Source organism: Haloechinothrix aidingensis, assembly GCF_013450155.1.
In the GTDB taxonomy this organism is placed as follows: domain Bacteria; phylum Actinomycetota; class Actinomycetes; order Mycobacteriales; family Pseudonocardiaceae; genus Haloechinothrix; species Haloechinothrix aidingensis.
On record NZ_JACCKD010000001.1, the window covers coordinates 789,938 to 802,034 of the forward strand.

The 12,097-nt window shown below is 68.1% G+C and carries 13 protein-coding genes and 3 tRNA genes; 9 read left to right on the top strand and 7 right to left on the bottom strand.

The window, feature by feature from the left end; translation table 11 throughout:
- Positions 1 to 86 precede the first annotated feature (86 nt).
- Genes H0B56_RS03885 through H0B56_RS03895 form a run of 3 tightly spaced genes read right to left on the bottom strand, consistent with a single transcriptional unit; the run spans position 87 to position 1,740 of the window.
- The gene (locus tag H0B56_RS03885; RefSeq protein ID WP_180891504.1) at positions 87 to 515 is read right to left on the bottom strand and encodes a DUF6114 domain-containing protein; all 429 of its coding nucleotides are present in this window, start codon (positions 513 to 515) and stop codon (positions 87 to 89) included.
- A complete protein-coding gene (locus H0B56_RS03890) occupies positions 515 to 1,165 on the bottom strand; it encodes a DUF6230 family protein (protein WP_180891505.1) in 651 nt (216 codons plus the stop codon). Before H0B56_RS03890 ends, H0B56_RS03885 begins: the two co-directional genes overlap by 1 nt.
- Positions 1,153 to 1,740: a PaaI family thioesterase gene (locus H0B56_RS03895; RefSeq protein ID WP_180891506.1), complete on the bottom strand. Its 588-nt coding sequence runs from the start codon at positions 1,738 to 1,740 to the stop codon at positions 1,153 to 1,155. Before H0B56_RS03895 ends, H0B56_RS03890 begins: the two co-directional genes overlap by 13 nt.
- Positions 1,741 to 1,865: 125 nt before the next feature.
- Between H0B56_RS03895 and H0B56_RS03900 the strand changes: the two genes are divergently transcribed.
- The gene (locus tag H0B56_RS03900) at positions 1,866 to 2,588 is read left to right on the top strand and encodes a TetR/AcrR family transcriptional regulator (RefSeq protein WP_180891507.1); all 723 of its coding nucleotides are present in this window, start codon (positions 1,866 to 1,868) and stop codon (positions 2,586 to 2,588) included.
- On the opposite strand, the gene H0B56_RS03905 is transcribed toward H0B56_RS03900, so the two are convergent.
- The 3 genes from H0B56_RS03905 to H0B56_RS03915 form a co-directional block, all read right to left on the bottom strand.
- Positions 2,573 to 2,851 carry a type II toxin-antitoxin system RelE family toxin gene (locus H0B56_RS03905; RefSeq protein WP_180891508.1) on the bottom strand — a complete coding sequence of 93 codons (279 nt, stop codon included), beginning with the start codon at positions 2,849 to 2,851 and terminating at the stop codon, positions 2,573 to 2,575. The genes H0B56_RS03900 and H0B56_RS03905 overlap by 16 nt on opposite strands.
- The gene (locus tag H0B56_RS03910; protein WP_180891509.1) at positions 2,848 to 3,135 is read right to left on the bottom strand and encodes a hypothetical protein; all 288 of its coding nucleotides are present in this window, start codon (positions 3,133 to 3,135) and stop codon (positions 2,848 to 2,850) included. Before H0B56_RS03910 ends, H0B56_RS03905 begins: the two co-directional genes overlap by 4 nt.
- A gap of 339 nt (positions 3,136 to 3,474) precedes the next feature.
- A complete protein-coding gene (locus tag H0B56_RS03915; protein ID WP_425484483.1) occupies positions 3,475 to 4,854 on the bottom strand; it encodes a peptidoglycan DD-metalloendopeptidase family protein in 1,380 nt (459 codons plus the stop codon).
- A 292-nt stretch (positions 4,855 to 5,146) separates the two neighbouring features.
- Between H0B56_RS03915 and H0B56_RS03920 the strand changes: the two genes are divergently transcribed.
- The 7 genes from H0B56_RS03920 to H0B56_RS03950 all read left to right on the top strand — a co-directional run bounded on the left by H0B56_RS03920 (position 5,147) and on the right by H0B56_RS03950 (position 10,443).
- Complete coding sequence (locus H0B56_RS03920) at positions 5,147 to 5,824, top strand: HAD-IA family hydrolase (RefSeq protein WP_180891511.1); 678 nt, start codon at positions 5,147 to 5,149, stop codon at positions 5,822 to 5,824.
- Positions 5,825 to 6,113: 289 nt separating this feature from the next.
- Entirely contained in the window at positions 6,114 to 8,747 is a 2,634-nt protein-coding gene (locus H0B56_RS03925; RefSeq protein ID WP_180891512.1) for a putative bifunctional diguanylate cyclase/phosphodiesterase, read from the top strand.
- Positions 8,748 to 8,869: 122 nt separating this feature from the next.
- Positions 8,870 to 8,941 (top strand) — tRNA-Thr (locus H0B56_RS03930).
- Positions 8,942 to 9,052: 111 nt separating this feature from the next.
- Positions 9,053 to 9,126, top strand: a tRNA-Met gene (locus H0B56_RS03935).
- A gap of 191 nt (positions 9,127 to 9,317) precedes the next feature.
- Positions 9,318 to 9,482: a 50S ribosomal protein L33 gene (rpmG, locus tag H0B56_RS23405; RefSeq protein WP_180891513.1), complete on the top strand. Its 165-nt coding sequence runs from the start codon at positions 9,318 to 9,320 to the stop codon at positions 9,480 to 9,482.
- A gap of 113 nt (positions 9,483 to 9,595) precedes the next feature.
- Positions 9,596 to 10,042: an FAS1-like dehydratase domain-containing protein gene (locus tag H0B56_RS03945; RefSeq protein WP_180891514.1), complete on the top strand. Its 447-nt coding sequence runs from the start codon at positions 9,596 to 9,598 to the stop codon at positions 10,040 to 10,042.
- Positions 10,039 to 10,443: a MaoC family dehydratase gene (locus H0B56_RS03950; RefSeq protein ID WP_180891515.1), complete on the top strand. Its 405-nt coding sequence runs from the start codon at positions 10,039 to 10,041 to the stop codon at positions 10,441 to 10,443. Before H0B56_RS03945 ends, H0B56_RS03950 begins: the two co-directional genes overlap by 4 nt.
- A gap of 96 nt (positions 10,444 to 10,539) precedes the next feature.
- Here H0B56_RS03950 and H0B56_RS03955 read toward each other — a convergent pair whose 3' ends face one another.
- The gene (locus H0B56_RS03955; RefSeq protein WP_180891516.1) at positions 10,540 to 11,784 is read right to left on the bottom strand and encodes a pyridoxal phosphate-dependent aminotransferase; all 1,245 of its coding nucleotides are present in this window, start codon (positions 11,782 to 11,784) and stop codon (positions 10,540 to 10,542) included.
- Between the two features lie 230 nt (positions 11,785 to 12,014).
- On the opposite strand from H0B56_RS03955, the gene H0B56_RS03960 reads away from it, so the two are divergent.
- A tRNA-Trp gene (locus H0B56_RS03960) sits at positions 12,015 to 12,087 on the top strand.
- The last annotated feature ends 10 nt before the right edge of the window (positions 12,088 to 12,097 follow it).

Here is a 12,097-nt window from a genome sequence, read left to right on the forward strand (position 1 = left end):
TGGGCTCGTTCAAGCGACGACTGAGGTACATGTTCTGGACACGTCATCTTTAAGGCCAGAACGAGCAGGACCACGGGGGCTGTGGATCAGTGAGGTGCGCTCAAACCGCGTGGGTGGGGCGTGGGGCGGGTCTGTGGGCCTCTCTGTGTGAGCTGGGGTGATGGGCGTGTCCAGGCGAATCCGAGGCTGCCGCCGATGAGGCTGAGAAGCATGCCGATGAGGAAGCCGCCGAGGTTGGAGTAGACGAACGAGGCCAGGGCGAGCAGGACGGTCGCGACGCCGAGCAGGGCACGTTGTTCGGGTAGGAACCAGAGGAACGCGCCACAGGCGGCGATGAGTCCGCCGAAGAGGAAGCCGGTGAGCCCGGCGACGCCGGGAAGGGCGAACACGGTGTATTGGTTGGCGGGCAAGATCAGGATGGTGGTGCCGCCGGCGAGGGTGAACAGTCCGGCCCAGAATGGTCGGTCGCGCCGCCACTGGTTCGCCCGCTTCAGCCACCGACTCCAGGTGGACATCAGAAACATTCCTCCACGTTGGTGCCGGCGGTGAGATCGACCCCGGACAGCCGGAGGCCGCTGGTGGTTAACCAGCGGACGTCGGCATGCACATCGAGCAGGACTGATCGCGCCGTGATCGGCAGTGTTCCCTCAGGGCCGGAGTCAACCGGCGTGCCGTCAGGCGCGGTCTCGTGGCGATTGAGGGAGAGCGTTTCGCCGCCGAGGTTGGCTCCGTCGATGTTCTCGATCGCCAGTTTGACGTCGCTGGCTTGCACCGGCTGGCCGTCCTCGTCCTGACTCTCTGCGCGTAGCACGTAGTCGCCGATGGGTGTTTCGACCTTGCCTGAGCCGCACATCCCTGTCGCGCGCATGTCCGAGAATCCGACCACGACTACGGGGTGCCGCTGGCCATCTTGGGATTCGAAGAACTGTGGGAAGGCGCCGTACCCGGTGGCGGTCATCTCCTCGATTTCGACCTTGATGCGCTGCTGTCCTTCCGCAGCGACCGCGATCGGCAATACACCGTGCAACACCCCGAACACCATCACGACCGCGATCAGCAGGGCCGGCACCAACAGTCCCGCGAACCGGCGCCAGCGCGTGCGCCCGCCGTGACGCGGCTCGGCCGATTCGTCGGCGTGTGGCGAGGCGTGTGTCACGACGACCATCCACCTTCCTCGGTGCCTGGCTGTGGGTGCTCCGGCAGCTCTGCGGCTGTGCGCAAAGCCTCGTCGGCGTTGCCGTCGGTGAGCCGGTCGAGCAGGCGCCAAACCCCGTCGGGGTCGCCGTGTCGCAGGAAGTGCTGCAACGAGACGACGATGAACACGGCCTCAGCGGTGAACCGCACTGTGCCGTCGGGACCGGCGCCGGTGGCGGCTATGTTCAGCCGTCGGGCGTCTTGCGCTTGGATCCGTGCGGTGATCCGGTGGGTTTCGTGCAGCGGCACCGGGGCCAGGTACTCGATGCTCAGCGAGCGAGTCACCGCTGCGGTCTCGGCGACGAACAACGCGAACCCGAGCAGGTCGTCGCAGGCCGCCGCGACCGCCCCACCGTGGGCCAGTCCCGGTGCGCCCACGTGGTGCTCGTCGAACACCACATCCGCGTTGACTTCGTCCCCATCGCGGAAGGCCCGCATCCTCAGTCCGGCGGGATTGTCCGGCCCGCACCCCATGCACCGAGGGCTGTGCAGCGGAAGACGCGCCGGGGCGCTGCCCCGGGGGTAATCGGGTTGCTGCGCCGTCATCGCGCCACCTTAATGAACTGCTAGTCTCGCTACGATACTGTTAGTCTCACACGGAGACGGGCCGTTCACAATCCCTGATGCGGCAGAGGCGACGTGGCATCGTAGGGCGGCAAGGAGTACAGAGTATGCATAACATCACGTCTACTGGGGCGAGCGCCGCTCGCGATGGGCCGTCGTGGTCGGAGGCGGCTGAGCGTGATCCGCGGGTGGCCCGTTCCCGTGCACTGCTGATTGACGCCGCCGCAGGCCTGCTGGCTGAAGGTGGTGTCGAGGCCGTCACCATCGATGCGGTCACCAGCGCGTCCGGGGTCTCCCGCGCCACCCTTTACCGGCATTTCGCCACCGGAGCCGAACTCGTGGCCGCCGCCTTCGAACGCCTCATCCCGCCGGTGACTCCGGCACCCGAATCGGGCACGTTGCGGGATCGCCTGTTGAGCCTGATGACCCGACAGGCCGAGTTGATACAGCATGCGCCGCTGCACGCGACCTTGCTGTCCTGGCTCGGCCTAGGGGCACACCCAGAGCATGAGCAACACCACAGCGACCGGCCAAGGCTACGGCAACTTCGCGACCGCATCATCGAGCACTACCGGAAGCCCTTCGATACCGTCCTCGCCGACGCCGCAGACCAGAACGAACTCGACGACATCGACCCCGACATCGCCATCGCGCAACTGGCCGGACCACTCATCTTTAACCGTCTCGTCACCCAACAACCCAGCGACCAGCACTTCTGCTCCCGCATCGTCGACGACTTCCTCGCTGCCCACCGCCCCAATTCCGCTGATCATCAGCCTTGCGGCCCGCCGGGCACGCCCCGCTCGTCGAAGGCTCACCGTGCACGGTAGGCGTCGCGCCGGTGCGCGACGGCGATGACCGTCACGATCTTCTCGGCCTCGTCGATCGTGTAGAGCGCGCGGTAGTCGCCGCGGCGGGTGCTCCACACTCCGTCGTAGGGAGCATCGAGCTGTTTACCCAGGCGGTAGGGATTGTCAGCGACCGGGCCGGTGAGCAGCTCGTGCAGCGCTTGGGCCACGGTAAGCGGAAGCTTGTGCAGGCTCCGTCGCGCGGCGCGCGTGAACGCGACCTCGTAGCGAGCCGGCCGGGTCATTCATCCGCGACGCGGTTGCGAAGATCCTCTGCGACCTGCTCAGCCGAGACCACGCGCCCCGCGTTCAGATCGGCCAGACCATCACGCAGGTCGCGGACGAGATCGGTATCCGAGAGTATCTCGACGGTCTCGCGGAGGCGATCGAGTTCCTGCGAGGGCACCACATCCGCGACATGTTCGCCGCCAGCGATCACCGCGACGGTCTCGCCTTGCTCGGTCTGCCGCACGACCTCAGCCCACGAGGGTTGATCCTCGGTGCGGATGGTGGTCTCGTTCTCACTCACGCCTTCAGGATAAGGCTTACTTACCGCTCCGACAGGGGGTGAAACGGGTTAGTGTGCCTGATGCCTGCCCATGGCAGGGTCACAGGCAACATTATTGCAGGTCACAACCGCTACGTTCGTCTCTCTGTAAATCAGCTGGCCTAGCCTTCGGGGGTTCGAATCCCTCACCCGCCACCCAGCACAGGCGCCCCGCTGGCCTGCGAGAGAGCAGGCAGCGGGGCGCTTTCGTGTGTCCGGCCGTGTCCGGCTGGGTGCGGCTCCCTAGGGTTTCCGTCCCCAGTGGGCCCCACGTCGTGGGATATCGGGTCGCGCGCGGCGCCGGGACGGCGTGCCCGGCGGCTACTGCCGTCCTGCGGTGAGCCACCCGCGGATCCAGCCACGTGTGCCGCCGTAGTCGATCCGGTACCAGCCGTTCCTGCTGCCGGTCACGGTCACCCAGGCACGAATCCCGAGCGAGCCGAGCGTGACGTCGTAGTCCGGGCGGCTCAGGCCGTCGACGACGACGTCGCCGTAGACGGTCACCCCGCTGACGCGCGTGCGGGTCGGGAAGTAGGAAGTGGGGTAGCTGACACCGCCGCTGATCCAGCCGTACTTCATGGACTGCGTCGAGGACAGGTCCGGGCACCCGCCGGTCTCGCGGGTGCGGTCGGCTGTCACGTCGCTGCGGTTCGTCGCCGGGGTGCATCGCCACTGCACGCGGTTCCATGTTCCGGACTCGTCGGTACCGAACCCGGTCAGGCGCGTACCGCCCCGCACGACACCGATCACGGGCCCGCCGGGCGAGCGTCGTACGTTGACCGTCGCGTACCGGGTCGTGACCCGGACTCCCGTAGCGGTGGAACCGGCCGGTCTGGTTCCGGAGTGCGCGACCCAGCCCGTACGGCCGTCGTGCCGCACCCGGTACTGCCCGCGTTCACTGCCGGTGACGGTGACGACGGTGCCTTGCGGGATCGCTCCGAGGTAGTCGTCGCCCCGCCGCCGGGTCGAGGCGTACATGCCGAGCCCGTGACGCTCGGTGACCCGTACGTCGAAGGGGCGTGCTGGCTCCACCGGTATCGGTGTCAGGCCGCTGTAGGAGCCGGGTATGTGGTCGCCGCTGTCGACCCAGCTTCCGATGGTGAGCCCGGGGATGCTCAGCTGTTCGACCCTGCCGGTTACCTTGTCCACTCGTCTGATGCTGAAGTGGGTGTGCGGGCCACTCATGTTGGCGTTGCCGGTACGGCTGCCGTAGCCGAGGACGGTTCCACCCCCGGCAACGGCCGAGACGACGTCCCCTTCACGTACGCGCGGCCTCTCGAGCAGGTGCGTATAGCTGGTCAAGTAGTAGTAGGAGCCGGCAGCGGTGTGCTCGATCCGTACGTACCAGCCGCTGACGTCGCTCCACCCGGTGGACACCACGCGACCGGCACGGGCCGCTCGTACCGGTGTGTGGTGCGGGGCGGCGATGTCGGCCGCGCCCGGGTGGTGCACGCCGCCGACATACGTGTCGTTCGCGGCGACCCATCCGGTGGTCGGCCAGACGAACGCGCGACCGGTGCCTTCGGACGCGGACGTGTGGTTGGCCGGTCTTATCGCGTCGCCCGCCGCTCCGGTTCCCGCGAGGTTCGCCATACCGGCGAGGAACATGAACGCGGCGAGAACGATCGCGGAAACGGTCCGTCGGAGGTCAGTCGGCATCGCCGTCACACGCGACTCCATGGGTTGCTTTCGCAGCCGCATCCGCACGGCCGCCGTGCGGGTCTGGTCACTCCCCGCCGGGCGGAGTTTCCCGGAGGAAGGCGTGCGTCCGGTTGCCCCGGTCGACGGGCGATGGCCGGTGACCCGGTTGTGGCAATTCGCCCGGTATGTAGACAAAGTTCCTTACAGCGCTGATTTTCCTGCATGTCACGCGGGAAGGGAATGGATACGCAGCGGGTTTATCGAGTTGATAACCTCGCCCGGCGGTGACGCCCCGGAGGCACCGTTGTCGATGCGGGTTCACCACGTTCCCGCGGATCTCGGAAAGGATGCCGTGACGTTCGTCATCGCATGTGACCTGGACGGAACGTTGCTCGACACGCCAGGTCTGATCGTTGAGACCTGCACGGCGGCGCTGACCTCCATCGACGTCGCCGTCCCCGACGCCGCGGAGATTCGCGCGTCCATCGGTCTTCCCCTGGAACAGGCGTTCTCGACGATGCTGGGACTGCCGGCGGACGACCCGACGGTGACCAGGGGGACGCGACAGTACCGGGCGTTGTTCGACGAGATCGCCCTGCCGAAGGCGAGAAGCCTCCCGTTCCCGGGGGTGCCGCGAGGGCTGGCGACCTTGTGTGACGCCGGGTTCACCCTGGCGGTGGCCACCAGCAAGTCCCACGCGGGCGCCGACGCTCTGTTGGCGGCCGCGGGGCTTCGGGACCGATTCGCGATGGTCGTTGGTGCCGACCAGGTGTCGCGTCCCAAGCCGGACCCCGAGATGGGGCGCCTGATCATGCGCCGCTGCGGCGTCTCGGGGGACCGCGCCGTCATGGTCGGGGATACGACCCACGACCTGGCGATGGCGAAGGCCGCGGGGATGCGGTCCATCGCGGTCACGTCCGGTGTACACGGAAGGGAGCAACTGGCCACCGCGGGAGCGGACCGGGTGGCAGGCGGCTTCGACGAGGTCGTCACGACCATCCTGGCAGCTCACGAGGACCCTGCCGGGTGACGTCGTACGCGGCGGCACCGAGCGGTGGCAGCCGGGCACGGCGGCCAGGGTTACCCGTGCTTGGACGCGGTCCGGGCCCGGCCCGTACCCGGCGCTTGGTCACGCTCGGCTGCGACCGCAACCCGTAAGTCGGGTCGTATTCCCCTGGCGGAGGTAGAGTGTCTGCTCGAATGTGTCTTGGCGTAGCGGCCCGGAACAAGGCAAGCTACGTACGCCGGGTCATGCCGATCGACGAGCCTATCGATCGATCGATGTACTCGGTCGCTGCGGATGGCCGGGAGGAGGGTTCATGGCGGACGACGTAGGCGCCGAGGACGGTCGCGCTGCGACGGGTTCGGATCGGTCGGCCGAACAGCGCGCTCACCAGCGGGGCCGGCCGGTCGACGAGCGTAGGTTCTACCACTACACGCTCATCGTGGTCGCGATCGCGGTGTCCGGCGCCGTCGCAGTGGGAGTCTGGCTGCCGTTCGACTACTCGGCTGATCTGCTGTGGATCGGGCTCGCGCTGGCCGCAGGGTTCGTCATCGCCGAGCAGCTCGCCATCAACGTCGACGTGCGCAGCGGCATCTCGTGGACGATCTCGTTCACCGAGATCCCGCTGGTGATCGGTCTGATGGTCGGCCCGTTCGAGGTGGTGCTCGCCGCGCACCTCGTGGCGGGTGTCGGGACCCTGATCGCACGCAAGGTCTCCGGTCGTGTGCTCTACAACACCGGTGTGATGACCATCGAGATCACCGTGGCGTTCGCGATGGCCGGGCTGGTCGCCGCGCTGACCGGCCCCGTAGGGACGCAGTGGCTCGCCGCCTTCGTCGGGACCGTGAGCGCGCCGGTGGCCAGCACCATCCTGGCGCTCTGCGCCGTGTGGGTGTTGCGGCGGCGGATGCGTGCGGGCACGGGTCTGCGCCTGATGGGGCGCGTGCTCGTGGTGGGTTTCATCAATGCCGCCGTCGGGCTCAGTGCCTATCTCATCGTCACCGACGTGCAGTATGCCTGGCCGTTGGTGTTCGCGGTCGCTCTCGGCCTCGCCGCGCTGTACTGGGCGTACTCCGGCCTGCTGCGGGAGCAGCGTGACCTCGAGGCGCTCACCGACGTCAGCCTCATGGTCGCGCGCTCGGGCCGGCACGCCGCGGCCAAGCCCGCAGGCGACCGTGACGACCTCGCCCACGAGTTCGCCGCGAGTGAATGGTTCACCCTCGCGGAGCGCATCAAGGATCAGCTCTCCGCGCGCCGCATCGTGCTACGGCTGCGGCTGGACGGTCCAGAGGGCACGCATACCGTGGTCGCTGGCGACCCGGTGCCTCCGGCAGGCAAGGGGCATCTCGACGACTCGATCGTGCGCCTGCCGGGCACGCACGCCCGGCTGTTCCGCGGTTCCGACGCGACGGAGGACGTCGGCGCGGCCCTGCGGGCACGTGGTGCCGACGAGGTGCTCGTGGTGCCGCTGCGCAGTGCCAACCAGCTTCTCGGTGTGCTGGAGGCGCACGACCGGCTGTCCCGGTGGCGCGGGTTCGGTTCCGCGGACATCCAGCTCATCGGCACTATGGCGGCGCACCTGGCTACCGCGCTCGACAACCGGCGGCTGATGGCCACCCTGCGGCACGACGCCTACCACGACCCGCTGACCGGGCTGCTCAACCGGCCGGGCTTCTGCCAGGTCGCGCGAGGCACCTTGGAGGAGCAGGCCGGGACCGTTGTCGTGCGCGTCGATCTCGACGTGTTCTCCACCGTCTCCGATGCGCTCGGCTACGCCTGGGCCGACCGGATGCTGGTCGTCGCAGGCCGCCGCATGCGCGACGTGCTCGGCTCGCTGGTCCCGGTGGCGCGGCTGGAGGGCGCGTCGTTCGCCGCACTGCTCACCGAGTGCGAGCAAACCGAGGCCCGCACGATCGCCGAACGGCTCCGGGCCGAGCTGTCGGCACCATACGCCGTGGACAAGCTCACGGTGGAAGCTAACGCGTCGGTGGGTTACGCCAGCATCGACGTGGAGGAGAGCCCGAGCCAGGTCGATATCAACGGTCTGTTGCAGCGCGCCGACGTCGCGGTGCGGGCCACCCGCAGCGGTGAGGAGGTGCGCGGGTACGTCCCCAGCATGGGCCAGATCTTCATGCGGCGGTTCCAGCTGGTCACGCAGCTGAGGCAGGCACTGGAGAACGGGGAGGTCTCGGTCCACTACCAGCCGAAGGTCTCCCTGCCCAGCAGGCACGTACGCGGTGTCGAGGCCCTGGTGCGCTGGGAACACCCCGAGTTCGGCAAGCTCCACCCTGACGAGTTCGTTCCGGCGATCGAGGCCGCCGGGCTGATCGGCGCGCTGACCTCGTTCGTGCTCGATGAGGCATTGGCACGTGTGCGGAGGTGGCTGGACGAGGGGCTGCGCATCTCCGTTGCGGTGAACCTGTCGGTGCGCACCCTGCTGGACGCCGAGTTCCCCGAACAGGTCGCCGCGGCGCTCGAACGTTTCGCGGTGCCTCCGGAGCTGCTGACGCTGGAACTGACCGAGTCGGGTGTGATGTCCAACCCGCAACGCGCGCTGCCGGTGCTGCGCGAACTGCACGCCCTCGGGGTCGTGTTGGCCGTTGACGACTTCGGCACCGGCTACTCCTCGCTGGCGTACCTGCGCCAGCTACCCGTGGACGAGGTCAAGATCGACAAGAGCTTCGTCCTGGGGATGGGGACGGACCTTGGTGATCTTGCCGTGGTGCGCTCCATCGTGGAGCTCGGGCACTCGCTCGGGCTGACGGTGGTCGCGGAGGGCGTCGAGGAGGACGTGGCGCGGGATCAGCTCGAGTCGATGGGGTGTGATGTCGCACAGGGCTACCTGATCTCGCGGCCGCTGTCCGAGAGGCGGTTGGAAGCCTGGTTGCACGCCCGCACCACCCGCGCGGTGGACCGCCAGTCGGAGGACGTGCTCACGCTGCTCAACTGAGCGCCGGTGCCGCCCGCGCCCGGACCCCGGGGGGCGGGCGCGGGGCGTGAACCGACCCCGCTTGCCTCCCGTGCTCGGGCACTGTGTACAGTTTTTCTTGCGCTCGCGATGATGAGCGCGCTGCCCCAATAGCTCAGTGGCAGAGCATCTCCATGGTAAGGAGAAGGTCTACGGTTCGAATCCGTATTGGGGCTCGGCTGCGTGCGCTGCTCACCGCCTCCTGGCGTGCCCGGGTACAGGCACGTCGTTGCGCGGAAGGCAGCCCGCCGCACCGGAGGTACCCTGGTGGCGGCGTGGACGGCAACGGCGGGATAGCTCAGGTGGTTAGAGCACACGGCTCATAATCGTGGTGTCGCGGGTTCGAGTCCCGCTCCCGCTACCGCAGACCGTGTGGAGTGCGCCTGCGAGACGAGGATCCTGGTGCGTTCCACGCGAGTTTGCCGAGGTCTGATGGCCTCTGATGAGTCAGGGCGTGGCAGCAGCCCTGGTCACCCCGGCAGGGCAGCGTTTCGGCAAGCCCCGGCATGCCTGCAGGGTGGATCGACGAGTAAGCAGAGAAAGGTGCCTGCCGTGGCGACAACCGACGTACGACCGAAGATCACGCTGGCGTGCGAGGAGTGCAAGCACCGCAACTACATCACCAAGAAGAACCGGCGCAACGACCCGGACCGCTTGGAGATGAAGAAGTTCTGCATGAACTGCGGCACGCACCGGATGCACAAGGAGACCCGCTAGGCCGGCTGTCCGGTCCGGGCGCCCCGTGGTGGTGTGGTCGGTGTCCCGAAGCGGTCGTGGCCGCAGGGTCGGCACCGTCCATCGCGCGGTGGCCGGGCCGGTAGGCTGATCGCGTGGGATTGGATCAGTCGCTCATCGGCCGCTCGTACCCGCCAAGCGAGGTCTACGAGGTGAGCCGGGCCAAAATCACGGAGTTCGCCGACGCTGTCGGAGACACCAGCCCTCTCAGCCGGGATGCCGGAGCCGCGCGAGCCGCGGGCTACCCGGATTTGATCGCCCCGCCGACGTTTCTGACCATCGTGAACCTGGGCGCGATCGACGAGTTGGTCTCGGACCCGGACCTGGGGCTCGACTACGACCGGATGGTGCACGGTGACCAGAGTTTCGTCCACGAACGTCCCGTGCATGCCGGAGACCGGCTCGAGGTCACCACGCATGTGGACAGTATTTTCGCGCGCGCGGGCAACGACTTCCTGACGCTGCGCGCCGAGATACACACCGACAGCGGCGAGCTGGTCTGTACCGGACGTGCCCAGCTGGTCGTCCGGGGGGAACAATGACGACACGGGTCGGGGACGAGCTTCCGCAGCTGAGTGTCCGCGTTACACGCGGCGACTTGGTGCGCTACGCGGGGGCCTCGCTGGACTTCAACCCCATCCACTACAGCGACCGGGTGGCATCCGAGGTCGGCCTGCCCGGCGTGATCGCGCACGGCATGTTGACGATGGGAATCGCTGGCAGGGTCGTCACCGAGTGGGTTGGCGACCCGGGAAGGGTGCTGTCCTACGCCACCCGCTTCACCCGCCCCGTGGTGGTTCCGGACGACGAGGACGGTGCGCTCGTGGAGTGTTCGGGCACCGTGACCGCGGTAGAGGACGACGTCGCCACGGTATCGATCACCGCCAAGTTCGAGGGCAGGCCGGTACTGGGCAAGGCAACCGCGACCGTGCGCCTGACCTGACGGCGCGCCCGGCCGGCCCACCAGCGTGTGGGAGCCGAAGGTGACATCCGGCTCCTTCTAAGAACCCGATGTCACCTTCGGCTCCATCCCGTCCGCTCAGTTGATCTCGCTGAGGAGCTCGCCCACCCGGCGAACGCCTTCAACGAGGTCCTCCTCTGCAAGGGCGTAGGAGAACCGGAAGTAGCCGGGCGTGCCGAACGCCTCGCCGGGGACCACGGCCACCTCCGCGTGCTCGAGGAGCAGGTCGGCCAGCTCGACGGTGTTCGTCGGCGTCGAGCCACGCAACGGCTTGCCGAGCAGCGCCTTGACCGAGGGGTACGCGTAGAACGCGCCCTGCGGTGTCGGGCAGTCGACGCCGGGGATCCGGTCGAGCAGCTCGACGATCTTCCTGCGCCGGGAGTCGAAGGCCGCGCGCATCTCGGCGACGGCGTCCAGTGGGCCCGCGACCGCGGCGAGCGCGGCACACTGCGAGACGTTGGCCACGTTGCCGCACAGGTGCGACTGGTAGGACGCGGCTGCCTTGATGACGTCCTGCGGGCCCGCTATCCAGCCGACGCGCCAGCCCGTCATGGAGTAGGTCTTGGCGACCCCGTTGAGCACCAGGGTGGTCTCGGCGAGCTCCGGGACGACGGCCGGGATCGAGTGCGCCCGCGCGCCGTCGTAGACCAGGTGCTCGTAGATCTCGTCGGTGATCACCCAGATCCCGTGCTCCAGCGCCCACCTCCCGATGGCCTCGACCTCCTCCCGCGGGTAGACAGCACCGGTCGGGTTCGACGGGGAGTTGAACAGCAGCGCCTTGGTGCGCTCGGTCCGTGCGGCCTCGAGCTGCTCGACCGTGACCCGGTAACCGGTGGACTCGTCCGCGGTGACCTGCACGGGAACACCGCCGGCTAGCTTGATCGACTCGGGATACGTCGTCCAGTACGGGGCCGGGAGCAGGACCTCGTCACCCGGGTCGCAGAGCGTGGCCATCGCCGAGTACACCGCCTGCTTGCCGCCGTTGGTGACCAGGACCTGGGACGGCTCGATCGCGACGCCGGAGTCGCGTTCGGTCTTGGTGGCGATCGCTTCCCGCAGCTCGGGAAGGCCTGCGGCTGCCGTGTAGCCGTGATTCACTCGCTGGTGTACCGCTTCCTCCGCAGCCGAGAGAATGTACTCGGGCGTGGGAAAGTCGGGCTGGCCCGCACCGAACCCGATGACCGGGCGTCCCTTCGCCTTGAGCTCGCCGGCCTTCGCGTCGACCGCCAGCGTTGCCGAGGGTGTGATCGCGGCGATCCGTGTGGAGACACGCCGGGGCGACGTCGTGGGTGTTGTTGTGCGAGCACCGTCGGGTGTGACCATGGCCCCATGGTTTCACGGCCGCGGTGCGCCGCGGAAATCGCGTCGCCGGTCGGGGCGGGGTATCATCGCCGGAAGTGCCGTCAGAGGGACGCGGTTGCAGCCCGTGCTGCGCGTTGCCGTACACTTCCGGAGTTGGAACCTCCACTTCATCGACCCCGCGAGGGAATCCGGGGTGAGGTCGTGGTGTCCAGCATATGTGCGGTCGGCTCGTGCGGCGGCCGGCCGGACGAAGGGGTGTAGCTCAACTGGCAGAGCAGCGGTCTCCAAAACCGCAGGTTGCGGGTTCAAGTCCTGTCACCCCTGCAAGATGAAC